The organism is Herbaspirillum sp. GW103 (assembly GCF_000261365.1).
Taxonomy (GTDB): Bacteria; Pseudomonadota; Gammaproteobacteria; order Burkholderiales; family Burkholderiaceae_D; genus Herbaspirillum.
The window spans coordinates 1,252,076-1,275,829 of sequence record NZ_AJVC01000003.1 but is presented as its reverse complement, the minus strand read 5'-3'; the positions used below and the strand labels follow the sequence as shown (position 1 = coordinate 1,275,829).

Annotated in this window: 25 protein-coding genes and 1 riboswitch; of the genes, 19 read left to right on the top strand and 6 right to left on the bottom strand. The window is 61.9% G+C overall.

Annotation, left to right across the window (positions count from 1 at the left end):
- Positions 1–323 precede the first annotated feature (323 nt).
- Genes GWL_RS09255 through GWL_RS09235 form a run of 5 tightly spaced genes read left to right on the top strand, consistent with a single transcriptional unit; the run spans position 324 to position 5,545 of the window.
- On the top strand, positions 324–2,750 hold the full coding sequence (locus tag GWL_RS09255) for an ATP-binding protein (RefSeq protein WP_008329146.1): 2,427 nt from the start codon (positions 324–326) through the stop codon (positions 2,748–2,750).
- A gap of 52 nt (positions 2,751–2,802) precedes the next feature.
- Positions 2,803–3,528 carry a methyl-accepting chemotaxis protein gene (locus GWL_RS24085; protein WP_008329144.1) on the top strand — a complete coding sequence of 242 codons (726 nt, stop codon included), beginning with the start codon at positions 2,803–2,805 and terminating at the stop codon, positions 3,526–3,528.
- Entirely contained in the window at positions 3,525–4,133 is a 609-nt protein-coding gene (locus GWL_RS09245; RefSeq protein WP_008329142.1) for a hypothetical protein, read from the top strand. Before GWL_RS24085 ends, GWL_RS09245 begins: the two co-directional genes overlap by 4 nt.
- A gap of 31 nt (positions 4,134–4,164) precedes the next feature.
- A complete protein-coding gene (locus tag GWL_RS09240; protein WP_008329140.1) occupies positions 4,165–5,118 on the top strand; it encodes a chemotaxis protein CheX in 954 nt (317 codons plus the stop codon).
- 58 nt (positions 5,119–5,176) lie between these two features.
- Complete coding sequence (locus GWL_RS09235; RefSeq protein ID WP_008329138.1) at positions 5,177–5,545, top strand: response regulator; 369 nt, start codon at positions 5,177–5,179, stop codon at positions 5,543–5,545.
- 50 nt (positions 5,546–5,595) lie between these two features.
- Here the strand turns inward: GWL_RS09235 and GWL_RS09230 are convergent, their stop codons facing one another.
- From GWL_RS09230 to GWL_RS09215, 4 genes are all read right to left on the bottom strand, one after another.
- Complete coding sequence (locus GWL_RS09230; protein ID WP_008329131.1) at positions 5,596–6,465, bottom strand: PCC domain-containing protein; 870 nt, start codon at positions 6,463–6,465, stop codon at positions 5,596–5,598.
- Positions 6,466–6,833: 368 nt separating this feature from the next.
- Positions 6,834–8,150 carry a voltage-gated chloride channel family protein gene (locus GWL_RS09225; RefSeq protein WP_034350366.1) on the bottom strand — a complete coding sequence of 439 codons (1,317 nt, stop codon included), beginning with the start codon at positions 8,148–8,150 and terminating at the stop codon, positions 6,834–6,836.
- Between the two features lie 89 nt (positions 8,151–8,239).
- Positions 8,240–8,313, bottom strand: a riboswitch (Fluoride riboswitch).
- Positions 8,314–8,379: 66 nt separating this feature from the next.
- Positions 8,380–9,204, bottom strand: a complete 825-nt coding sequence (locus tag GWL_RS09220; RefSeq protein ID WP_081486055.1) for a tetratricopeptide repeat protein — start codon at positions 9,202–9,204, stop codon at positions 8,380–8,382.
- A 28-nt stretch (positions 9,205–9,232) separates the two neighbouring features.
- A complete protein-coding gene (locus tag GWL_RS09215) occupies positions 9,233–9,607 on the bottom strand; it encodes a cupin domain-containing protein (protein WP_008329124.1) in 375 nt (124 codons plus the stop codon).
- Between the two features lie 264 nt (positions 9,608–9,871).
- On the opposite strand from GWL_RS09215, the gene queE reads away from it, so the two are divergent.
- The 4 genes from queE (at position 9,872) to ldcA (ending at position 12,624) form a co-directional block, all read left to right on the top strand.
- Positions 9,872–10,507, top strand: coding sequence for a 7-carboxy-7-deazaguanine synthase (gene queE / locus GWL_RS09210; RefSeq protein WP_034350637.1), 636 nt, complete (start codon positions 9,872–9,874; stop codon positions 10,505–10,507).
- Between the two features lie 106 nt (positions 10,508–10,613).
- Positions 10,614–11,060: a 6-carboxytetrahydropterin synthase QueD gene (gene queD / locus GWL_RS09205; RefSeq protein ID WP_008329122.1), complete on the top strand. Its 447-nt coding sequence runs from the start codon at positions 10,614–10,616 to the stop codon at positions 11,058–11,060.
- Positions 11,060–11,617, top strand: a complete 558-nt coding sequence (gene tadA, locus GWL_RS09200) for a tRNA adenosine(34) deaminase TadA (RefSeq protein ID WP_008329121.1) — start codon at positions 11,060–11,062, stop codon at positions 11,615–11,617. Before queD ends, tadA begins: the two co-directional genes overlap by 1 nt.
- Positions 11,614–12,624, top strand: coding sequence for a muramoyltetrapeptide carboxypeptidase (gene ldcA, locus GWL_RS09195; protein WP_008329120.1), 1,011 nt, complete (start codon positions 11,614–11,616; stop codon positions 12,622–12,624). The genes tadA and ldcA overlap by 4 nt, the downstream gene beginning before the upstream one ends.
- Positions 12,625–12,672: 48 nt before the next feature.
- Here ldcA and GWL_RS09190 read toward each other — a convergent pair whose 3' ends face one another.
- A complete protein-coding gene (locus GWL_RS09190) occupies positions 12,673–13,251 on the bottom strand; it encodes a DUF1439 domain-containing protein (RefSeq protein ID WP_008329119.1) in 579 nt (192 codons plus the stop codon).
- A 244-nt stretch (positions 13,252–13,495) separates the two neighbouring features.
- Here GWL_RS09190 and GWL_RS09185 point away from each other — a divergent pair, with 244 nt between their 5' ends.
- The 9 genes from GWL_RS09185 to GWL_RS09145 all read left to right on the top strand — a co-directional run bounded on the left by GWL_RS09185 (position 13,496) and on the right by GWL_RS09145 (position 21,162).
- Positions 13,496–15,094 carry an ABC-F family ATPase gene (locus GWL_RS09185; RefSeq protein ID WP_017451103.1) on the top strand — a complete coding sequence of 533 codons (1,599 nt, stop codon included), beginning with the start codon at positions 13,496–13,498 and terminating at the stop codon, positions 15,092–15,094.
- Positions 15,095–15,131: 37 nt separating this feature from the next.
- Complete coding sequence (gene nadA / locus GWL_RS09180; RefSeq protein ID WP_008329117.1) at positions 15,132–16,271, top strand: quinolinate synthase NadA; 1,140 nt, start codon at positions 15,132–15,134, stop codon at positions 16,269–16,271.
- Positions 16,268–17,173 carry a carboxylating nicotinate-nucleotide diphosphorylase gene (gene nadC, locus GWL_RS09175; RefSeq protein ID WP_008329115.1) on the top strand — a complete coding sequence of 302 codons (906 nt, stop codon included), beginning with the start codon at positions 16,268–16,270 and terminating at the stop codon, positions 17,171–17,173. The genes nadA and nadC overlap by 4 nt, the downstream gene beginning before the upstream one ends.
- A gap of 145 nt (positions 17,174–17,318) precedes the next feature.
- A complete protein-coding gene (locus GWL_RS09170; RefSeq protein ID WP_034350364.1) occupies positions 17,319–18,425 on the top strand; it encodes a putative zinc-binding metallopeptidase in 1,107 nt (368 codons plus the stop codon).
- Between the two features lie 115 nt (positions 18,426–18,540).
- Complete coding sequence (locus GWL_RS09165) at positions 18,541–18,954, top strand: PAAR domain-containing protein (RefSeq protein WP_008329110.1); 414 nt, start codon at positions 18,541–18,543, stop codon at positions 18,952–18,954.
- Positions 18,951–19,454: a DUF4123 domain-containing protein gene (locus GWL_RS09160; RefSeq protein ID WP_008329109.1), complete on the top strand. Its 504-nt coding sequence runs from the start codon at positions 18,951–18,953 to the stop codon at positions 19,452–19,454. Before GWL_RS09165 ends, GWL_RS09160 begins: the two co-directional genes overlap by 4 nt.
- On the top strand, positions 19,447–19,803 hold the full coding sequence (locus tag GWL_RS09155) for a hypothetical protein (RefSeq protein ID WP_008329108.1): 357 nt from the start codon (positions 19,447–19,449) through the stop codon (positions 19,801–19,803). Before GWL_RS09160 ends, GWL_RS09155 begins: the two co-directional genes overlap by 8 nt.
- Positions 19,803–20,417 carry a Tox-REase-5 domain-containing protein gene (locus tag GWL_RS09150; RefSeq protein ID WP_034350362.1) on the top strand — a complete coding sequence of 205 codons (615 nt, stop codon included), beginning with the start codon at positions 19,803–19,805 and terminating at the stop codon, positions 20,415–20,417. Before GWL_RS09155 ends, GWL_RS09150 begins: the two co-directional genes overlap by 1 nt.
- 16 nt (positions 20,418–20,433) lie before the next feature.
- Positions 20,434–21,162, top strand: coding sequence for an Imm52 family immunity protein (locus tag GWL_RS09145; RefSeq protein WP_034350361.1), 729 nt, complete (start codon positions 20,434–20,436; stop codon positions 21,160–21,162).
- A 94-nt stretch (positions 21,163–21,256) separates the two neighbouring features.
- Here the strand turns inward: GWL_RS09145 and GWL_RS09140 are convergent, their stop codons facing one another.
- Positions 21,257–22,600 carry an MFS transporter gene (locus GWL_RS09140; protein ID WP_008329105.1) on the bottom strand — a complete coding sequence of 448 codons (1,344 nt, stop codon included), beginning with the start codon at positions 22,598–22,600 and terminating at the stop codon, positions 21,257–21,259.
- A gap of 160 nt (positions 22,601–22,760) precedes the next feature.
- Between GWL_RS09140 and cyoA the strand changes: the two genes are divergently transcribed.
- Entirely contained in the window at positions 22,761–23,693 is a 933-nt protein-coding gene (gene cyoA, locus GWL_RS09135; RefSeq protein ID WP_034350360.1) for a ubiquinol oxidase subunit II, read from the top strand.
- Positions 23,694–23,754 lie beyond the last annotated feature (61 nt).

Sequence of the window (23,754 nt, the reverse complement as noted above, 5' to 3'; positions counted from 1 at the left end):
CCATAGGGAAAGCGTGAGGGCGGCACGACGACGCGCACGGTGCCGCAAAAAGCTTCACCTTAGAATCTTCCTGCATCGCCGCCCATCGGACAGCCCCCCAAGCTGATGTAGGAAGATGCTGTCGCGCCGAGCCCGTCGGTGATCAAATGCGAGTTTCCCGATAGTGACGAAGATGTGAATTTTTGTTGTCACGCAGTAGTAATACTTGAGTGCAACAATGCGCCCCGCATCCAGACCGGCTGTTCATTCGTTCAGTTTCCAGGGAAGAAACTGAAGCAAATGATCAAACTTCACCGGTTCACCGCCACCTCAAGGGGAATTCCATGACCATCCGCATGCGTATCACGCTTTTGGTGATACTTACCTTCGTTGCTATCGCCGGTATTGGCGGCTATGCCATGATGCAGTCCCGCAGCAGCGCCCTCGAGGTACGCTCGGTCACGGAAGGCGTCATGCCCAGCGTGCTGGCGTCGGCCGACCTGATGGGCCAGTTGAAGGATGTGCAGCTGGCCGCGATGGTGATGGTCAACGAGACCGACAAGCAGCTGGTGGCCCAGGAAAACGACAAGCTGGCCGAGAAGAAGGCGGTGCTGGAGAAGGCCCTGGCGGCCCAGACCCGACAGGCTCAGGGTGTGGCCCAGCACGGCTTGATCGAGCAGGCCAGGGAGAGTCTGGACAATTACTTCGGCGCCATCGATACCACCGCCAAGTTCAAGCTGGCCGGCAAGAACGAGATCGCCCAGGCGCAGTTCTTCGGCGGCGTGATGCAGTACCAGACCGAGCTGGAAGGCATCGTCAACACCCTGCGCATCGAGAAGAACCGTTTCAAGGACAATGCGATCGCCTCGTTGAACGACAAGCTGGCGCAGACCACTACCACCATCAGCATCGTCACCGTGGTGGCGGTGTTGCTGCTGGGTGGCCTGGGCTTCCTGCTGTATCGCCAGATCACCGGGCCGATCAGCCGCATGGCGGCCATGATGGGCGAGATCGCCACCAGCCAGGACTTTACCCGTCGCCTGCCGGTACAGCGCATGGATGAAGTGGGGCACTCCATCGTTGCCTTCAACGGCATGGTCGAGAAGATCGAACTAGCCTCGGCCCAGGTGCGCCAGAAGACTGCCGACATGCAGGCCATGCTGCAGAACATCCCGCAGGGCATTCTGACCATCGTGGACGGCAACAAGGTGCATCCGGAGTATTCCGCCTTCCTCGAAACCGTCTTCGAGACCACCGACATCGCAGGCCGCGACGTGATGGAGCTGGTCTTCTCCAACACCAACCTGGGCGCCGACACCCTCTCGCAGATCGAAGCCATCGGTGGTGCCTGCATCGGTGAAGACCTGATGAATTTCACCTTCAACGAACACCTCATGGTCGGCGAAATCGAAAAGACCATGGCCGATGGCAGCGTGAAGATCCTCGATCTGTCCTGGTCGCCCATCACCGATGAAGAGGACAGGGTGATTCGCCTGATGCTGTGCGTACGCGACGTGACCGAGCTGCGCCAGCTGGCTGCCGAAGCCAACGAGCAGAAGCGCGAACTGGAAATGATCGGCGAAATCCTCGCCGTCGCGCCGGCCAAGTTTGCCGACTTCATCGGCAGCGCGCGCCGCTTCCTGGACGAGAACGAGCAGATCGTCCACCAGAACCCGGAAGCCACCGCCTTTGCCATCGCCAAACTGTTCCGCAACATGCACACCATCAAGGGCAACGGTCGTACCTATGGCCTGCTGCACCTGGCCAACGTCGTTCACCAGACAGAGCAACACTACGACGACCTGCGCCACGCCGACAGCGGCGCTGTCTGGAGTCAGGAAGCGCTGCTGCTGCAACTGGCGCAGGTGCGCGAGATCATCGACCGTTACGCCCGTATCAACGACGTGACCCTGGGTCGTGGTGCGGCTGCGGGTGTGGAAGCGGTGCTGCCGGGTTATGCGCGCCATGTCCTGACCATCGACCGCAAGCATATCCAGGACAGCCTGCTGCGTCTGGAAAACGTCAATACCGCCAACCTGCATGAACTGGTGGCCGTGCGCAACGATGTGCGCCGCACCCTGCGCCTGCTCGGTACCGAGACCATCGAGGAAGTCCTGGCTCCGGTCATCGATTCGCTGCCGGCCCTGGCGGAGGATCTCGGCAAGGCGGCTCCGGTCGTGCTGATCGATGACAACGGCTACGTGGTCCACAGCTTCGCCTCGCCGCTGCTGCAGAACGTCTTCATGCACCTGATCCGCAATGCGGTCGATCATGGCCTGGAGACCGGTGAAGAACGCCTGGCCAAGGGCAAGCCGGAGGCCGGCACCATCAAGCTGGAGATGGGCGTGATGGACGACATGTTCCAGATGGCCCTGTCCGACGATGGCCGTGGTCTGGCCTTGCACAAGGTGCGCCAGATTGGCATCGAGAAGCAGCTCATCACGGTGGACCAGGTGCTCACCGATGCCGAGATTGCGCGGCTGATCCTGCAACCGGGCTTCTCCACCCGCAGCGAAGTGACCGAGGTCTCGGGACGCGGCGTGGGCATGGATGCGGTGTTGGACTTCGTGACCCGCGAACACGGCAGGATCGAGATCCGTTTCATGGATACCGAGGAAGGTGCAGCCTTCCGCACCTTCCAGATCATCGTCATGCTGCCCGAGAACGTGGCGGTGGAAGTCGACGGCATCGATGTCCCTTACCCCATGGCGGGGCAGGACGTGGCCGCACCGGTCGTGCTGCCGCAGGGCGGCGACGAGCAGGTGGCCTGAGCTTCCGGGCTGCGATCACGGACCATCATCAAGACAGCAGGAAAACCGATCCATGTTTCATTCTCTTCTCCTGGTGGCGCTGGGCGCCGTGCTGGCCGGTCTGCCGCTGGCCGGGCTGTGGTTGCGCCAGAAACGCCGTGCGCGCCAGCTCATCGATGCCGGCCAGCTCGAACGGGTGCGTGACCAGGCCCAGGCCACCCTGGCCGAGCAACAGCAGCAATGGGCCGCGCATCAGCAGCAGCTGGAGCAGGATCGTCTGGCGGCCCAGGAGCACATGGCCGCGATGCGCCGCGAGAGCGAGGCCATGCTGGCCCGCCTGTCCAGCGCGCAGTCCGACCATGTCTCACGCGTGCGCCAGAGCTGCGACGAGTCGCAAGACACCATCAGCAAGCTGCTGGGCCTGGTGCGCACCTTCGAGCGCTGGCACGACGACATGAACGAACTGATCGCTCACAATCGCGAGATGCACCGCAAGAACGACGAGTTCGCCCTGATCGTGAACCAGGTCATCATCGTGGCCCTCAATGCCTCCATCGAGGCTGCGCGCGCCGGGGTGCATGGTCGTGGCTTTGCCGTGGTGGCACAGGAAGTGCGTGATCTGGCGCAGCGTGCCGAGAAACTTTCCAAGAGCTATCGCGCCAACCTGTACCAGAACGACCTGATCACCACCACCACCTTCCAGGACCTGCAGGCTGGCGGCAAGATGATCATGGGCGCCGTCATCGGCCTGGACCTGATCAACAAGAAGACCCGCCAGGCCCTGGCTGAAGCCGCATGAGCGCCAACGACATGGACGAATTGCAGGCGGTGGCCGAGGTGGTGGGCGACGAACGCATCAGTGCCAGCGCCCGCGACGGCTTCGATAGCCTGCTGCTGCAGGCGCTGCGCAGCAGCCTGATACCTGCGGACACCAGCGCGGAGATCTCGGTGAGCGAGGATGCGGCCGATCTCACCGATCAGAAGATGGTGGTGCTGACCATCTCGTCTTACCTGTTCCGCCTGATGGTGATGTTCCACTTCAGGCCCGACGCCGGCACCCGTGCGCATTTTGCGCGGCTCACGCGAGCCGCCGCCGGCGAGATGGACGATCAGGCCCTGCTGGATGCCATCGCCGAATGCGGCAATCTTTGCTGCGGCATCTTCAACCGCGAGCTGGGGCGTTATTTTCCGCACCTGGGCATGTCCACGCCCAATGTGATTGATACCCGGTGTGTGGCTTATCTGCAAAAACTGAACTGTGCGCACGTACGGCATTTCGCCATCGACCTGCCCGAGGTGCCGCGCCTGCATGTCTCGCTGGCGGTCTGCGCCTACGACCGGCTGGACTTTGCCGTGGCAGCGGGCGAAGCGGGCGATGCCACGGGCGAACTGGAACTGTTCTGACCCATCAACGATTCGGGGGAATCTCATCACCATGGAAACCACTGCCAGCCTTGACGACGCCGTCACCAGCAAGATTCTGGTGCTCGATCGTGACGCCGATTGCTACGACACCATCAAATCCTTTTGTGATCGCCACAATCTGGTGGGCCTGAAGGCCCATGAGGAACACGTGATGGCGGTCCTGCGCAGCAACGTCGATCTGGGCGGCATCATGCTCTCGGAAAGTCTGGCCGGACTGGGCGGCACGGTGTCGGGCCTGGCCCGTCGCATTCGCGAGGTACGTCCGGAACTGCCGATCTTCCTGCGCCGTCGCCGCGAGAGCGTGGATAGTGAATTGTCCGAACGCGACAGCGAACTCTTCAGTGCCGTCTACCGCATCGAGGATATCGATGCGCTGGCACCGGCGGTGGCCTCGTCCATCTTCAGCCAACGCTATCCCAATGCGCTGGTGCGGGGCATTGCCGAGATCAGTCGCATGGTGCTGGAGAGCCAGTTCCCCGGCAAGCAGGTGGAGATCGAACAGCCTTACCTGGTACGCGACCGCATCATCTTCGGCGAAGTGTTCACGCTCATTCCGCTGGAGAGCAGCTGGTGCCGTGGCTACATGATGCTGCAGGCCGAACAGAAGACGCTGCAGGCACTGGCCCCGGAGGAGTCGGGTGATTTCCGCCATCTCAACAATGCGCTGGGCGAACTGACCAATCTGATCTGGGGCTGGTTCAAGAACCGCTTCATCAACCAGGCCCCGCCCGTCCATCAATTGAGCCAGGTACCGATCATCATCAATCATCAGCATCGCTACATTTCCTTCGGTTCCGAGGATGCGCAGCTGTGCTTCAAGTATCTGCTGCGCCGTGATGACGGTGCACCGCTGGTGCTGTTGCAGCGCTTCATCTTCAACCTGTCTTGGTCGCCGGAGGATTTCACCGAGAACCAGACCTCTGTCGAGGAACTGTTCGAATCCGGCGAACTGGAACTGTTCTGAAACCGGGCTGCCCGGCACTGATTTACCTTCCCCCCCCAAAGCAAAGAGAGCATTCAAGATGGCACAAATCCTGGTAGTGGACGATTCGAGCACCGTGCGCGCCGAAGTCGGTGACTTCCTCAAGAAGAATGGCCTGGACGTCGCCCTGGCCGTGGACGGCCGCGATGGCCTGGCCAAGCTCAAGGGCGACCCGGCCATCAAGCTGGTAGTCTCCGACGTGAACATGCCCAACATGGATGGGCTGACCATGGCCGAGAAGATCCGCAGCGAACTGGGCAATGCCAGCGTGAACATCATCATGCTGACCACCGAGAATTCGCCCATCATGAAGGAGCGCGGCAAGGCGGCCGGCATCAAGGGCTGGATCGTCAAGCCCTTCAAGGGGGAGGCAGTATTGCCGACCTTCAAGAAGCTGGTGGGCGTCTAAGCCTTGCCTGGCGGGCGATCAAGCCGGCTCCCTGCCGCAAGGGGCCGGCTTCATTTTTCTTCCAGCACCAATTCGAAGCAGATCAGGACCGGATTGCGACCGCGTGCGAGCACACCCTCGCAGACCTCGCCTTGCGGATTGATGAGCCCGATGTCCAGCTGCCCGCGGCCCTCGCGAACTTCGCCCGAGCGAATCAGGATTTCGGTGGCGCGGTCCTCCAATACCCGTCCATCCGCGAATTCGGCGCCGATGATGCTGCCCACGCTGCCGCGCACGATGGCATGGTCGATGCCATGTGCTGCACAGGCGCGTTCGACGGCGATGGTCAGGTCCTGGTCCGGGCGGATGCGCGCCAGCACGACGCGTTTGCCGCTGCTCGCAGTGGGCCGGTCGCTGAGGCGGGTGGGGTAGAACAGGGTGAAATTGGTTTCAGGGTCGTAACGGGTCGCCATGGTGGCGTCGTGCAGTCCCCAGGCTTGCGCCGGTGTACTGGTCGCGACCATGGTCCTTTCCATCATCAGATGCCCGCCCTGGCGCTGGCCGTTGCGGCCGCGCCAGACGGCGTGACAATGCACGAAGGGTTCGCCGTCCTTGCGGCCCACGGTGGCGCAGGCATATTCGATGAGCGTGCCTTCCTCCATGGCATGCGGTGCACTGTAGAAGGCGGCATGCTGGTCATCTACCGCCAGCGCGGGCATGAGGAAGTGCAGGGCGGCAATCGGCAGGTTGGCAAAGCGCACGGTGCCGCCCTCCAGGCCTGCGCGCGCCAGGGGAATGCAGATGGCGTCCCGCAGGTTGAGGCCGGCTTCGAGGGTGAAATCAAGCTGCATCGCCGGACCCGCCAGCGCGACGATGCGCTGCGGGTCGGGCGTGCCGGGATGACGGACGGTGCGGGCGAAGGATGGTGCGACGACTGGCATGGGGTCTCCTGGTCAGCTGGCTGCGGGCGGTGCGGCTTTGGCGGGCCGTCTGGGCATATCGGGAGCAAGGATTATCGCGCGTTCGATGCAAGCATGCGGGTGAATGTTTTTAATCTTCCGGCATGACGGAAAAGTCTTGATCAAATAATGCGGACCATTGTTTGACGAGATTTGCAGCCTGGAACAGTTGCACTTCTGAAAGGGAACGCACGGAAAGTCGGCACTTGCCCTGACACCGTCCGTACACATCAGCTTCGATCAGCAGTACGGATCATGGCCGGGGCCATTACAGTCCCAGTACACTTTACTGTACAGTTCTGGCGCCGACATCCTCTCTCACAAGACCGGATGTCGGTCCTGGTCCAGGCTCACTGCTCGGCAACGCTCTCCTGCTCGCTCTCCGCGCGGCGGCGCGCCCGATAAGCCCCGATCTCCCCGATCTTCAAGCCCTCCGGCAGCCGCAGATACTTGCCTTGTCCCACCCGCTGGGCATGATAGATCCCGGTATGCCCTGAAAACAGGTAAGCCACCACGCAAGCCAGCGCCGCAAACGGTCCAATCTCCGGACCGAACAGTTCGATGGCCATGATGGTGGAGGCAATCGGCGTGTTGGCCGCACCCGCAAAGACCGCCACGAAACCGATTCCCGCCAGCATCGAGAACGGCAGATGCAGCAGCGGCGCCATGGCATTGCCCAAGGTCGCGCCGATGTAGAAGAGTGGTGTGACTTCGCCACCCTTGAAGCCGCTGCCCAGCGAGGTCACCGTAAAGACCAGCTTGCCCAGAAAGTCCCAAGGGGCCAGCGGATGCTGGAAGGCTTCCACGATCACCGGGATACCCAGACCAATATAACGATGTGTGCCGATCGCCCAGACCGCCACCGCGACCACCGCGCCGCCGATGAAAGGCCGCAGCGGCGCATAGCTGACATGACGCTTCATGAAGGCCGACAGGCGGTGTGTGCTGTTGGCAAACACCATCCCCGCCAGCCCGAAGACCACGCCCGCTGCGATCACCGCTGCCACGCTCCAGAGCGCGACAGGCGCACTGCCGCTCATGAGGTAGTGCGTATGATGCACCCCCCAGGCCAGGCCGACCTGGTCGGCCGCGATGGCGGCGACGAAGCAGGGCAGGATGGCGTCATAGCGCATGCGGCCGATGGCCAGCACTTCCAGCCCGAAGAGCGCGCCTGCCATGGGGGTGCCAAACACCGAGGCAAAGCCGGCGCTGATGCCGGCCATCAAGAGAATGCGCCGGTCCTGGGTGCGCAGGCGCAGCAGGTGCGTGAGCTGGTCGGCCAGCGCCCCCCCCATCTGTACGGCCGTCCCCTCGCGGCCCACCGAGGCGCCGAAAAGATGCGACATCACGGTGCCAAACAGCACCAGCGGCGCCATCCGCAGCGGGATCACCTTGCGCGGATCGTGGATCTCATCGATGAGCAGGTTGTTGCCAGCTTCCACCGGCTTGCCGGTATGCAGATACAGCCAGCCCACGGCAAAGCCGCCCAGCGGCAGCAGCCAGATGATCCATGGATGGGCTTCCCGCCATTGGGTGGCATAGTCCAGCGCGAAGAGGAAGAAGGCCGAGGCCGATCCGGCCAGTACCGCGATCAGGCAGGCAATCAGACACCATTTGAGAATGTAAGGCAGCAGGTGCAGCTGTTCGGGGATATTTTGATTTTTCATGTAACCAGAGTGCTGAATGAACATCCTGGCACACGGAGCGTGGAGCGCGCGAAGCAGAAAGGCGAACGCCTACAGCCCCGGATTGCCAGGTCACTGTAGGCATCATCAGCCCCAACATGAAGTTGGTGGCGGTTGGAGGAGGAATGCCATCTCCTTGGCGGCGATAGTAGCAATTTTGCAGCTCATCGGCAACGGTACGTTGCTTGTTACCGACATGGTGTGGCGGTAATCATGCCCGCAAGGCCGCTTCCAGGTCACGCATGTGCAGCCAGAGGCGGCCGCTGGTGCCGGCCGTGAGGGCGTGGGCGATGCGTCCGAACCATTGCGGTTGCAGCCTGAGCGCCGTGCGGAAGGCTTGCAGGGCCTCGTCCATGCGATGGACTTCCTGCAGGGCCACGCCCAGGTTGAGGGCGGCATCGGCATAGTCGGGGCGCAATTGCAGCGCCCGGGCGAAGGCCTCGACGGCGGCGGCCGTCTCCTGCAGATCCTGCAGGGTCAGTCCCAGGTTGAACCAGGGTTCGGCCAGGTCCGCGCGCAGGCGGCACGCTTGGGTGAAGGCGGTGCGCGCGGCGGCCAGGTCTCCCAGTTCGCGCAGCGCACTGCCCAGGTTGAGGACGGCTTCCATCGCCTGCGGTGCCAGCGCCACGGCCTGGCGCAGGGCCGTGGCCGCTTGCGCATGACGGCCCAGGGCCGACAGGCTGGTGCCGAGATGGAAATGGGCCTGGCTCAGATCGGGCTGATGGTGCGCCGCCGCCTCGAAACAAGCTACGGCGCCTTCCGGATCGGCGTTGGCCAGCGCAATTCTCCCGGCGATGAGCAACGAGGGTACATGCTGCGGGCGCGGCGCCAGGCTCAGCAGGATATGTTGGCGCGCCTGTGCCAGCGCTTGACGGTTCAGCGCCAGCATGGCCAGCAACTGATGCGCCGCAGGATGTTGGGGGGCCAGCGCCAGCACGGCATGGCTGGCCTGCTCGGCTTGCGCGAAATGCCCGGCATTGTAGTGCTGCAGGGCGCCAGCCAATAGCTGGTCCGGACTGGGCGACGGGGCTGGCATGGGAGCGCTGGGCAGTGGTCGGACGGCGTCAGCCAGCGGCGCGTTCGACGATGACGTAATGCTTGCGGACCGGCTCGACCACCTCAAAGACACCCTTGAAGCCGGCCGGGATCACCATGGCATCCCCCGGGCCCGCCTCGGCAACCTTGCCTTGCTCATCGATGACGCGGCAGCGGCCCTCCAGCACGCAGAAATATTCATCCTTGTCGGGGGCGAAGGCGATACGCCAGCTGCCTTTTTCGCAGGCCCAGACGCCGGCGTTCATCTGGCCGCTGGCGCTGGTGAAGTAATTCCACGTGGTGCGCAGGGGATTGCCCTCCAGTCGGCGGTCTTCGCGGGGATGGTCGTATTCGGGCGTGGGCGCGGCAAGGCGAAACTGGGTGATGGCGGGTGTGGCGGACATGATCGGCAGGCGTGGCGGTAAAGGGTCGACGATGAGCTCAGCAGTGTAACAGCAGCAGACGCGTGGTCGATGAGGATCAAGGCGCTGAATCGGTCCGGGGAACCGCTATAATGACGCCCCTGACGCGGAAAATGGGCTGCTATATCAGTACCAGTCACTTGGTCACGCCTGCCGATGCAGGACGGTCCTATTTGATGATGCCCTGGCCGTGTCGTGTACATTCATCCCCGTGCGGCCCCGCGCCTGCCTTTCGTCTTTCCTATCGTGACTTACAGTATCAAAGAAATCTTCTATACCTTGCAAGGCGAGGGGGCGCATGCCGGTCGTCCGGCGGTGTTCTGCCGTTTTTCCGGCTGCAACCTGTGGACCGGTCGCGAGGAAGATCGCGCCCGCGCCATCTGCCAGTTCTGCGACACCGATTTCGTCGGCACCGATGGCGAGAATGGCGGCAAGTTCAAGTCGGCCAGCGAACTGGCCGACCGGATCAACAGCTTCTGGCCGGTCCGCCATGCCGCCAGCAAATACGTCGTCTTCACCGGGGGCGAGCCGCTGCTGCAACTGGATGCGGCCCTGATCGAGGCCATGCACGCGGTCGGCTTCGAGATCGCCATCGAGACCAATGGCACCATCGAGGTACCACCGGGGGTGGACTGGATCTGCGTCAGTCCGAAGATGGGCGCGGAATTGAAGGTCAGGCAGGGCAGCGAACTGAAGGTGGTGGTGCCGCAAGCCGGACAGCCGCTGGACGAGTATGAACAACTGGACTTCCGGCATTTCCTGCTGCAACCCATGGATGGCCCGCAGGCGGCGGCCAATACCCGCCTGGCCATCGAGATGGTCAAGAACAACCCGAAGTGGAAGCTGAGCATCCAGACCCACAAGCTGCTCAATATTCCCTGAGCGATTTTTTGCTTTTTTCTTCATGCGGCTGCGCGCCGCATGATTACAATGGCTTTACCCCGCCCGCTGCACGGCTTGTGCGGCCGGCATCCTCGAAGAAACATTCATGCTGACTATTACCCGCAAACTCGAATTCGACGCCGGCCACCGCATTCCGGACCACAAGAGCCAGTGCCGCAACCTGCATGGCCACCGCTATACGCTGGAAATCACCCTGACCGGCGCGGTCATCGACATCGAGGGCAATTCCGACAATGGCATGATCATGGATTTTTCCGACATCAAGGCTCTGGCCAAGGAGCATCTGGTCGACGTCTGGGACCATGCCTTCCTGGTCCATGAAAAGGACGCGCCGGTGCGCGACTTCCTGGCCAGCCTGCCGGGCCACAAGACGGTCATCATCGGCAGCATCCCGACGGTGGAAAACCTGGCCCGCGAAGCCTTCGCCATCCTCAAGGCGGCCTACAAGGACCGCTACGGCACCGGCCTGCATCTGCAAAAACTGGTGCTGCACGAAACGCCCAATTGCTGGGCCGAGATCACGGCGGATTGATGGACGGCGCCAGCAGCCCCTTGCCAGCGGTCATCACGGAGGCCGACCTGCGCCACATGCGCGCTGCGCTCGACCAGGCCAACCATGCCTGGGCGCTGGGCGAGGTGCCGGTGGGTGCGGTGGTGGTCAAGGACGGGATGGTCATCGCCAGCGGCTTCAACCAGCCCATCGGCAAGCACGATCCGACCGCGCATGCCGAGATCATGGCGCTGCGTCGCGCAGCCGAAAAGCTGGGCAATTATCGTCTGCCTGGCTGTGAACTCTACGTGACGCTGGAGCCCTGCGTGATGTGTTCCGGCGCCATGATGCACGCGCGTCTGGCCCGCGTGGTCTATGGTGCGGCCGATCCCAAGACCGGCGCCTGCGGTTCGGTGGTGAACCTGTTCGAACAGGAGAAGCTGAACCATCATACCGAGCTGCTGGGCGGCGTGATGGCCGAGCAATGCGGTCAGTTATTGAAAGAATTCTTCGCCATGCGACGCGAACAGGTGAAGCAGCAACGGCTGCAGGAAGCCGCCGCGCAAGGCGATGCCCCCACATCAGGTGAACACGCATGAAGACTGCCTCTGCTGGTCGCGAATTGCTGGAAGAACTGGTGCCACCGGGCACCGGGGTGGCCGTCGTCGCCCCCTGCGGTCATGCCGGGCTTGATCCGACCGGCGTACAGCGTGGCGTGGCCTTGCTGGAGTCGCTGGGCTGCCGGGTACGCAACTTCTACGACCACGCCCGGCGTTACCAGCGCTTCGGCGCCAGCGATGAACGGCGTGCTGCGCAACTGATGGAGGCGGCGGCCGATCCGGACATCGACATCATCCTGGGCCTGCGCGGCTCCTATGGCATGAGCCGTATCCTGCCGGCGCTGGATATTGGCGCGCTGGCGGCCAGCGGCAAGCTGCTGGTGGGCTATAGCGATTTCACGGCCCTGCAGTGTTGCCTGTTGGCGCAATCCGGTCACGCCGGTTTCCAGGGGCCGATGCTGTGCGGGGACTTCGGTGCGGAGTCGCCCAACTGGGGCGCGCTGGCGACGCTGTGGCGTACGCTGAGCTCAGCGCAAGTCGTGGTGCGCAACTATGACGGGCAGGACGGTGCGGACCGGGCACCCAATGGTGATCGCCGTACGGATCTCTTGAGCCCGGTCGTGCAGTGCGCGGGCAAGCTGTGGGGCGGCAATCTGGCAATGGTGGCGCATATGGTGGGTCATCCGCAGTTCCCGTCCCTCGAGGGTGGAATTCTGTTCCTTGAGGATGTGAACGAACATCCTTTCCGGGTGGAGCGCATGATCCTGCAGCTGGAGCAGGCCGGCGTGCTCGGTCGGCAGAAGGCCATCCTGCTGGGTGATTTCTCCGCCTACCGGCTCGCCGAGATCGACAACGGCTACGATTTCGGCGAAATGCTGGCCTACCTGCGCGGGCGCATCGCCACTCCCATCGTGACCGGCCTGCCGTTCGGTCATGTGCGCGACCTGGTGACGCTGCCGCTGGGCGCGCATGCGGTACTGGATGCCCGCGGTGCAGAAGGCTTCACCTTGACCTTGTCGGATTATCCGACGCTGGCCCGCCGTTGAGGTGCCCGGCGGACGCGCGGGCAGCCTTCGGCGCGACGGAAGAAAAGCTCACTTTTCCTTGATGTCGACCTTGACCGCGTCCTGTTCGACGGTGATCTTGCCCGGCTCGAAGGTCTTGCCGTTCATCTGCAACTGTTCCGGCTTGAAGGTGTAGAGGGCGTAATCGCGCAGGAACTGGTCGGCGGCGGCATTGCCCAGGGCCGTCAACTGCTGCGCATATTGCGGAGGCAAGTCAGTGCTGTCGACCTTGTCCACCTTCGGGCCGTCCAGACGCAGCGTGCGTGTGGACGGATCGTACTTGAAGGCGCTGCTCAGGGTCAGCACCGCGTTGACCGGGCGCTGCAGCAGCAGGGGATTGGCGATCTGGGCGTCGACCACGGTCTCCATGCGATTTTGTGCCGGCAACATGCCCAGGCGCGGGTTGCTCAGGGTGACATCGAAGATGTCCATGTAGCGCAGCTTGCGCGGAAATTGCGGCGCAATGGCGCTTTGCAGCTGCTGCCTGGAGACGGTGTATTCGCTGGTCCAGATGTTGTAGCCGGTATCGGCAGCGTGCGCCGATACCGGCGCAAAGACCAGCGTAGACAAGGCCAGGACGGCGGCTGCGGAAATGAGGGCTTGCTTCATGCTTGCTGTTTCCAGAGTGGCAAAGTGGATCAGAGCGCCCGTGACGGGCAAAAAATCCCCGGCAATTGTAAGTCGGTGCCGGTCGGCAAGCGCAGAAACATGGCATTTCAGCAAGTTTTGGCCGCTACCCCGGCCCGCAACGCAAGCCGCCACGGGCTTGCAGTGGTAAAATGCCCGGTTTCGCGCGCCGCCCCTTTGGCTTTGGTCGGCGCACGCAAGTTACATTTTTGAAAAGGTTTTCGCAGTGCTATCCACCGCAAACATCACCATGCAGTTCGGCGCCAAGCCGTTGTTCGAGAACATTTCCGTCAAGTTCGGCGATGGCAATCGCTACGGCCTGATCGGCGCCAATGGCTGCGGCAAATCCACCTTCATGAAGATTCTGGGCGGCGACCTGGAGCCGTCGGCCGGCAACGTCAGCCTGGACGTGAACGAGCGCCTGGGCAAATTGCGCCAGGACCAGTTTGCGTATGAAGAAATGCGCGTGCTGGACGTGGTCATGATGGGCCACGTCGAGATGTGGGCCGCCATGTCGGAGCGCGATGCCATCTACGCCAATCCGGATGCCACCGACGACGACTACATGAAGGCTGCCGATCTGGAAGCCAAGTTCGCCGAATACGACGGCTACACCGCCGAAGCACGTGCCGGCGAGCTGCTGCTGGGTGTGGGCGTGCCCATCGAACAGCACAATGGCCCGATGAGCAATGTCGCGCCCGGCTGGAAGCTGCGCGTCTTGCTGGCGCAGGCCCTGTTCTCCAACCCGGACATCCTGCTGCTGGACGAACCGACCAACAACCTGGACATCAACACCATCCGCTGGCTGGAAGAAGTGCTCAACGAGCGCAATTCCACCATGATCATCATTTCCCACGATCGCCACTTCCTCAACCAAGTGTGCACCCACATGGCCGACATGGATTACGGCACCCTGAAGATCTATCCGGGCAATTACGACGACTACATGCTGGCGTCTTCGCAAGCGCGCGCCCAGCAACTGGCCGCCAATGCCAAGGCCAAGGAAAAGGTGGCCGAACTGCAGGACTTCGTGCGCCGCTTCTCGGCCAACAAGTCCAAGGCCCGCCAGGCGACCTCGCGCGCCAAGCAGATCGACAAGATCAAGGTGGAGGACATCAAGCCGTCTTCCCGCGTGAACCCGTTCGTGCGCTTCGAGGGCGAGAAGAAGCTGCACCGCCTGGCCGTGGAAACCCAGAGCATCACCAAGACCTATGATCGTGACATCTTCAAGAACTTCAGCATCATGGTTGAAGCCGGCGAGAAGATCGCCATCATCGGTGCCAACGGCGCGGGTAAAACCACCCTGCTGCGCAGCATCGGCGGCGACGTTACCGGCCTGCATCCGGATTCGGGTGAGGTGAAGTGGGCCGAGAACGCCAATGTCGGCTACATGCCGCAGGATCCGACCGAGGAATTCGCCGGTGGCGAGACCCTGACCGACTGGATGGGCAAGTGGACCCAGGAAGGCGACGATGACCAGGCCGTGCGCGGTATCCTGGGCCGTCTGCTGTTCTCGGGCGACGACGTGAAGAAGTCGGTGAAGGTGCTCTCCGGTGGCGAGAAGGGCCGCATGATGTACGGCAAGCTGATGCTGGGTCGCCACAACGTGTTGCTGATGGATGAACCGACCAACCACATGGACATGGAATCCATCGAGTCGCTCAACATCGCGCTGGAAAAGTACGCCGGCACGCTCATCTTCGTCTCGCACGACCGTGAATTCGTGTCCTCGCTGGCCACGCGCATCCTTGAAGTCAAGGATGGGCAGGTGATCGACTTCCAGGGCAGCTACGAAGACTACCTGGCCAGCCAGGGTATCGAATAATTTCCCCAACCGCATCAGCACCGTATTGTTGACCGCCATGCAAGCAACAGCAACCAAGGTCGTCGAGTTCGAGCGACCGCAAATGGAGACCGGCGGCAGTTGTACCGCCAATGCGTGGGCCAAGGTACCGGCCACGCCCAGCCCCGAGGAACGCGCGCAATTGAAGGCGCGCATCCGCCAGCTGCTCAAGGAGAAGCAGGCGGTGCTGGTGGCGCACTACTACGTCGATGGTGACCTGCAGGACCTGGCCGAGGAAACCGGCGGCTGCGTCTCCGATTCGCTGGAAATGGCGCGTTTCGGCCGTGACCACGCCGCCCGGACCCTGGTGGTGGCCGGAGTGCGCTTCATGGGCGAGACGGCCAAGATCCTGAGCCCCGAAAAGCGCATCCTCATGCCCGACCTGGACGCGACCTGTTCACTGGATCTGGGTTGCCCGGCGGATGAATTCGCCGCTTTCTGCGACCAGCATCCGGACCGCACCGTGGTGGTCTACGCCAACACCAGCGCAGCGGTGAAGGCGCGCGCCGACTGGATGGTGACCTCCGGCATCGGCCTGGAAATCGTCCAGCACCTGCATGCGCAGGGCAAGAAGATCCTGTGGGCACCGGACAAGCACCTGGGCAGCTACATCCAGAAACAGACCGGCGCCGACATGCTGCTGTGGCAGGGTTCCTGCCTGGTGCATGACGAATTCAAGGGCGTGGAGCTGGAACTGATGCGCGCCGAGCATCCGGATGCCCTGGTGCTGGTGCACCCGGAATCGCCCGAAGCCGTGGTGGCGCAGGCCGACGTGATTGGCTCGACCTCCCAGCTGATCGCCGCCGTGCAGTCCTCCGAGGCGCCGGCCTTCATCGTCGCCACCGACAACGGCATCCTGCACAAGATGCGCCTGGCGGCGCCCGGCAAGCGTTTCATCGATGCCCCGACGGCGGGCAACAGCGCTACCTGCAAGAGCTGCGCGCATTGCCCGTGGATGGCCATGAACGGCTTGCAGAATCTGCTGCACGTGCTGGAGACCGGTGCCAACGAGATCCATGTCGATCCTGCAGTAGGTAAAAAAGCCGTGCTCTGCATCGACCGCATGCTGGACTTCGCTGCCCGGCGCAAGGCCAAGGTTCGCCCCTCGGCGCGCCTTGAAGACGAACAGCAACTGTTTGCAGGAATCGGCCCCGCATGACTCTCCACGCTCTCAAGACTGCCTCGACGATTGCGGCCAGCAACCTGCGCAATCCCTTCGGGCCTTTCGATGCCGCGCTGCATGCGGCCTTCGATGCCAATGTCAACCAGGCCATCGCCGAAGATGTGGGTGATTGCGATTACACCGGCTTGCTGGTGCCCGAAAACGAATTCGTGAAAGCCCGCGTGATCGTGCGCGAAGCCGCGGTGCTATGCGGCGCACCCTGGTTCGAAGCCGTCATGACCCGGCTCGATCCGCGTCTGCAGGTGGGTTGGGCCTATGCTGAAGGCGAGCTGATGGCCGCCGACAGCGAAGTGTGCCGCATAGAAGGGCCGGCGCGCGCCTTGCTGACGGCCGAACGTGGCGCGCTCAATTTCCTGCAACTGCTTTCCGGTGTGGCCACGGCAACCCGGCGCTACGTGGAGGTGGTGCAGGGCACCCGGGCGGCCATCCTCGATACCCGCAAGACCTTGCCCGGGCTGCGCCTGGCACAGAAGTACGCGGTCCGCGTCGGCGGTGGAGAAAATCAGCGCCTGGCGCTGTATGACGGCATCCTCATCAAGGAAAACCACATCGCCGCAGCCGGTGGCATCACCGCTGCCGTAGCGGCCGCGTTGAAGCTCAACGCCGGCGTGAGCATCCAGGTCGAGGTGGAGAGCATTGCCGAGCTCGACGAAGCCTTGCAGGCGGGGGCCGAGTCCATCCTGCTGGACAACTTCTCGCTGGAGATGATGCGCGAGGCCGTCACCGTCAATGCCGGTCGGGCGCTGCTGGAGGCCTCCGGCGGCATCAACATGCAGACCGTGCGCGCCATTGCCGAGACTGGCGTGGACAGGATCTCCATCGGCAGCCTGACCAAGGATATCCAGGCGACCGATTTCTCTCTGCGCGTGATCGGCTGATTGCGCTCGCCTGGCGCTGCGAGCCTGCGCCGGGCTTCATTTTCCTGCGCCATCAAGTGCAGGAACGTATTGAGGTTTTCCCCTTCCAATGCCAGATGCCGGCGACAATGGTTCGCCGGCCATGACGATAAACAAAGGGGGAGCCATGAAAACCTTTCACTGCGACAACTGCGGCCTGCAAGTTTTCTTCGAAAACACCGTGTGCGGAAATTGCGGCTGGATGCTGGGTTATCAGCCCGAGTTGCAAGCCATTGGCAGCTTTTCGCTACTGGTTCCGGAAGTGGCGCCGCCACAAGATGCCGAGCCCGAAGCGGGTCCGGGCCGCTGGCGCAGCGTCAGGCCGGACAACGAGGGCAGGGTCTTCAAGCAGTGTCTCAACTACTGGCGCGAGAACATCTGCAACTGGATGCTCGATGAGCGCGAACCGCACGAGCTGTGCGCTTCCTGCCGCCTGACCCGCGTCATTCCCAATCTCGACGAAGGCAACAACCGCGTGTTGTGGAGCCGACTGGAGACGGCCAAGCGACGCCTGCTGCATTCTCTCTGGACCTTGCAATTGCAGCCGGTACCAAAGATGGAGGATGAAGAAGCCGGCCTGGCCTTCGAATTCCTGCAGGACCTGCCGCATGGCGAGCGGGTGCTGACCGGGCACGCCGATGGCGTCATCACCATCAACATCGCCGAAGCCGATCCCGCCTACCGCGAACAGGCGCGCGAGCAGATGGCCGAGCCGTATCGCACGCTGCTGGGACATTTCCGGCATGAGAGCGGCCACTATTATTTTGATCGCCTGGTGGCCCCGACAGCATGGCTGGAGCCTTTCCGCGCCAAATTCGGCGACGAGCGCCAGGATTATGGCGAGGCGTTGAAGACTCACTACCAAAACGGCCCACGTCCCGATTGGGAAGAAAACTTCGTCAGCGCCTATGCCAGCAGCCACCCCTGGGAAGACTGGGCGGAGACCTGGGCGCATTATCTTCATATGTTTGATACGCTGGAGACGGCCTACGCTTGCGGCGTGCAATTGCGGCCACGTCACGAAGGCGAGCAGAAGCTGGTCATCACGGCGCCGCCGGTAGCGGCTGGCTCCTTCGATGAGCTGGCCCGCGAGTGGTTTGCGCTGACCTATGTGCTCAACAGCCTGAATCGCAGCATCGGTATGCCCGATTCCTATCCCTTCACCTTGTCCACGCCGGTACTGGAAAAATTGCGCTTCGTGCATGAGGTGGTCAATGCGGGCACTCCTGACTGAGGCTCAAAGGATTTCGATTATTGCTCGTTGATTGAATGAGGCGGGGAGTCATTCTCCGCCGAGCGACTCGAAGCGGCTCATCAATTCCAGCGGTAGTGCTGGCAAGGAGAGCTGCATGGGGCGTCCCTTCATCGTTGTCGGCGACAAGACCAGCCATGGTGGCACGGTCATTTCCGGCGATCAGACCTTTCTCGTTCATGGCAAGGCCGTCGCGCGTGTCGGCGACCTGACCACCTGTCCCAAGTGCAAAGGGACATTTCCGATCACATCCGGTGCGGGCGACATGAAGTCCATGGGCCAGGCACCGGCGCGCGACGGCGACCGGACGGCTTGTGGGGCCACGCTGATGGCGAGTCAGGGGGTGGCCACGCATTCGGAGGGGCAAACGGCTGGCCAGACCGCGCCCGCCGAGGATGCCGTTACGGCCCAGTCCCTGGCGGCAGTCGCGTCATCCTTGCCTTCCTCGATTTGCCTGCCTTGCCTGGCTGCCGCCGCGCGGTCTGGCCAGACCTTGATGGTGCGGACATGAGCGCTTCATTGCTGCATGGGCGTATCAAGGCGCTGCCGAAGCCTTTGCCGGGCGAGCACCTGCATGTGCTGGTCGATGGGTTTCAGTACGCGGAGATGAACTTGCCGGCGCGCCTGGCTGAGCAGCCGGGTGCTCAGGCTTTGTTCGCAGGTACCGAAGAAGAGTCCTTGAAGGAGGACGGTCCGTGGTTGCTGGCGGTGCAATTGCAATCCGAAGCGCTTTGCCGCGATTTGCTTGCATTGGAGCAATGCAAGCCGGCTGTTTCCTGGATTTATGCCGCGCTTGGCACTGCCGAACTTGCCGCGCATTTGAAGGCGCGCCTGGACATGCGCTTGCCTGACGGCCGCTCGGCCCTGGTCCGGTTCTGGGATCCACGCGTACTGGCGACGCTGGCGCAGCGGCTCGATGAGGCTCAGCGCCTGGTTTTCTTCGACTCCCTCCGGGAATGGCATTTTCTGCTCGACGGCCGTCCTGTTCATATCGGACGCGATCATGATTGAACTCACCCCTGCGCAATACCAGCAGTTTCTGGATAGCGATACTCAACACTTCATTTCGGCTGCAGCGGATCAATATCTCGCGGACCACGAAGACCTGCTTAGCGACCCCGGTCGTGCCGAAGTGATCGAGCGCATGCGTGTTGCCTATGAACGTGGTAGGGAAATCGGGTTTACCTCGACGCCGCATCTACTCTACATGATGACATTCGAAGCGGGGGCGCCTGGCTTGTTCGGCGATGAACTGATCCGCTACTACCTGAGCAGGCCAGGTGCCACGCCGGAGCAACGGCTGGATGACTTCGATGCCATTCTGGCCGACGAATTACAACGCATGAAGGAGGAACAATAATGGCTGGTCTTGCAGTTCAGGTCGGGCGCGCCGCGGCGCAACGTGCCGTGCCCGTGATCCAACGCTGGTTGCCTCGTGCCGCAGGCGGGGCGGGGGGCGTGGTGGCGGGTGAGGGAATCGAGAAGCGACGGGAAGAAGCAGATAAGACCAAAAATTCACCACTGGCCAAGGCCGAGGTGGACGCGGCTGCGCGGGAGAAGTGCCGGGATTGTCCGCCGCTGGCGGGGCATGAGATCACCAAGAATTTCAAGGAACACAAATCATGGATGGATTATCAGGCGCGCGTTACCGGCATGCGTGCCGGGCCGCTGTTTTTGACGGAGTGGAAGTACGAGGGCCGGGAGTTTGATGGATTCAAGGCGACCGAATGCTTGTTGATGGATGCAAAGGCTGGATATGACCAGTTTTTTGTCGCCCCGAATCAGTTCAAGTACCACTTCCAACGCGAAATCATGAGCGACATGGTTGAGAAGGCTCGAAAACAGCACGAAGTTGCGCTGCCTCGCCCGCCGGTGCAATTGAGATGGTACTTCCAAGAGCCCTTGTCTTTCCAATACATGGCACCCTTGATCGCCCAGATTTCTCCGACCATTCAAACCATTCACCTTCCCTGAATCCAGATCAAGCATCATGAAACCTTTTGACATGCAAATATTCTTGCCTGCTCCTGTCGTTGCACAGGACCTGATGCAACGAATGGGAACAATCCATGAATTTGTCCGGAACTTGGCTGAACAAGATGGGAATTTGCGACCACAGAACTGGTTATTGGCAACAGGCGATATGGAGGGGTCCTTCCGTTATCCTGCGTTCGATGGGGAAAAAGCTTCCTCGGCCCTGAGTGCGGTTCATCGCGAGCGCTACCGAGGGGAGCCTGCTTCATCCTGCCGCCATGTGACGCTCTGGAATGGAGAAATGGAAGTGGGGCGTGGTGCCAGTATTGCATATCAGTTTAATCACGCTGATGGGGCACCGGAAATTATCTCTCTGTCCGTGCAGGATATGTCCGTCTGGACTGTGGCTACAGTGGTTGAAACTATTGAAATGGCAGTTCAGCTTTTTGCTCCTAAAGTACTGTTTGTCCAGCCTGCCCGGTATCGCCCGGTATTTCGAGACAAGCCTGGAGTCGGCTGGATGCTTTACCTGCCCCGGCAACTGTCGACCAGGCAAGTTCCCGAAGCTGCCCGACTGGAGCTTGTGCACGACGCTGCCGGCCAACTGATGGGCACGATCATCATCAGCGTCGCCGATACGATCTTCGACATCGATAACCCCGCTCACGTACGCCTCGCCCATGACATCGAGGTCAGGCTGACGGATCAGAACTTGCTGCCGCGCTACCCGGATCTGCTGATCTGACAGGAGGCTGGTGAATCGCCCAATAAAAAACCCGGAAGTTTCCTTCCGGGTTTTTCCTTCATCATGCCCGCAGTGATGAGCTGCTCAGTACGGTTCAGTCATCCCGCGCCTCCAGCGCCCTGTTCAGACTCAACGCTGCCAGCGAACCTACAGCGCCCGACAGCAGATAGAAGCTCACGTAAGCCATGCCGAAGTGCGCCGACAAGCCCAGTGCCACCAGTGGTGCGAAACCGGCGCCGACCAGCCAGGCCAGATCGGAAGTCAGGGCTGCGCCGGTGTAGCGATAGCGGGCCTTGAAGTTGGCCGTCACGGCGCCGGCTGCCTGGCCGTAGGACAAGCCCAGCAGGGCGAAACCGATCAGGATGAAGGCATTCTGGCCGGATTCGCCACCATTCATCAGCGTCGGCACGAAGGCCGACAGGATCGCGATCAGCAATGCCATCGAGCCCAGCGTGTTGCGGCGACCGAAGCGGTCGGCGATCAGGCCCGAGACCACAATGCCCACCGCCATGATGAGGCCGCCCCAGATCTGGATCACCAGAAAGTCCACCGCTTCCCGCAGCGAATACAGCTTGATCCAGGACAGCGGAAACACCGTCACCAGATGGAACAGGGCATAGCTGGCCAGGGCAGCCAGGGCACCAATGATGATGTTGCGGCCCTGGGTGGTAGCGAGCTCAACCACGCCGGCCGGTTCCAGTTCACGCTCATCGAGCAGCTTGGCGTATTCCGGCGCCGAGACCAGGCGCAGGCGCGAGAACAATGCGACCACGTTGATGGCAAAGGCCACATAGAAGGGATAACGCCAGCCCCATTCCAGGAAATCGGCGGTGGTCAGGCTGGAAAGCATGTAGGCAAACAGGCTGGCCGCCACCACGAAACCCAGCGGGGCACCCAACTGGCCCAGCGCAGCATACCAGCCACGCTTGTTCGGCGGCGCGTTCATCGCCAGCAACGAGGGCAGACCGTCCCAGGCACCGCCCAACGCCACCCCTTGACCAACGCGCAAGAGCGAGAGCAAGATGATGGCCCACATGCCAATGTGTTCAAAAGTTGGCAACAAGGCAATGCCCGCAGTCGAAAAACCGAGCATGAACAGGGCCAGCGTCAGTTTCACCTCTCGTCCGAAGCGTTTTTGAATCGCCATGAAGATCGTGGTCCCGATGGGGCGGGCCAGGAAGGCGAAGGAAAAGATCACGAAGGAATAGAGCGTGCCTTCCAGTTTGGGCTCGTTGGGGAAGAAGACCTGCGGAAACACCAGCACCGAAGCCAGTGCATAAACGAAGAAGTCGAAGTATTCGGACGCTCGTCCGATCACCACGCCGACGGCGATCTCACCGGGTTCGATCGTGCCGTGTTCGTGGGAAGTGGAAGGATTGTTCGCTTGAGGCCGGAGTTGACCCGAACCCTGAGCATTGTGGATGCTGGTGCTTGCCATGGCTTTGTCTCCCACTGTTAGAGGTTTAGTCGCAGTACGTGCTACAAATCCCAACCTGGCAGGTGGCAAGTGACAGGGTGGGACAAAACGTCCAATCGCCAACACACTTTATTGGCGTTACATTACCACGCTCTGATACATACGACTGGAATTTTCCTTCATGGTTTCTCAAATCCTCCGTCGCGGATTGCTCCTGCTTCCTGCGCTTCTGTTGGCTGGGTGCAACACCGTCGTGATGAATCCTTCCGGCGACATCGCTAACCAGCAAGCACGCCTGATCGTCATCTCGACTGCGTTGATGCTGCTCATCATCGTTCCGGTGATCATCCTGACGCTGCTGTTTGCATGGCGTTATCGCAAGAGCAACACTTCCGCTCCCTACGAGCCGGACTGGGATCACTCGACCCGCCTGGAGCTGGTCATCTGGGGCGCGCCCCTGCTGATCATCATCGCCCTGGGCCTGCTGACCTGGATCACCACCCACACCCTGGACCCGTACCGTCCGCTCTCGCGCATTGATGCCGAGCGTCCGTTGTCGCCCCAGGTCAAGCCGCTGGTGGTGGAAGTCGTGGCGCTGGACTGGAAGTGGCTGTTCATCTATCCGGAGCAGGGCATCGCCACCGTCAACGAGCTGGCCGCACCGGTGGATACCCCGATCCAGTTCAAGATCACCGCCTCCAACGTGATGAACTCCTTCTACATCCCGGCACTGGCAGGTCAGATCTACGCCATGCCGAGCATGGAAACCAAACTGCACGCCGTGATCAACAAGGCCGGTGAATACGACGGTTTCTCGGCCAACTACAGCGGTGCCGGCTTCTCGCACATGCGTTTCAAGTTCCACGGCCTGGATCAGGCCGGCTTCGACGCCTGGGTCCAGAAAGCCAAGGCGTCGGCCGGCAAGCTGGACCGTGCCGAGTACATGAAACTGGAACAGCCGAGCGAACGTGAACCTGCCCGCCTCATCGGCAGTGTCGAGCCCGACCTGTTCCACGCCATCGTGAACCGCTGCGTGGCTGCCAACACGGTCTGCATGGACAAGATGATGGCCACCGACCTGAACGTGAAACCGGGCCAGCAAAAGGCCGAATGATTTCCTTGCCTGGTAGCCGTATCAGCGCAGCAGAATACCGCTGCGCCCCCATTTCCTTTTT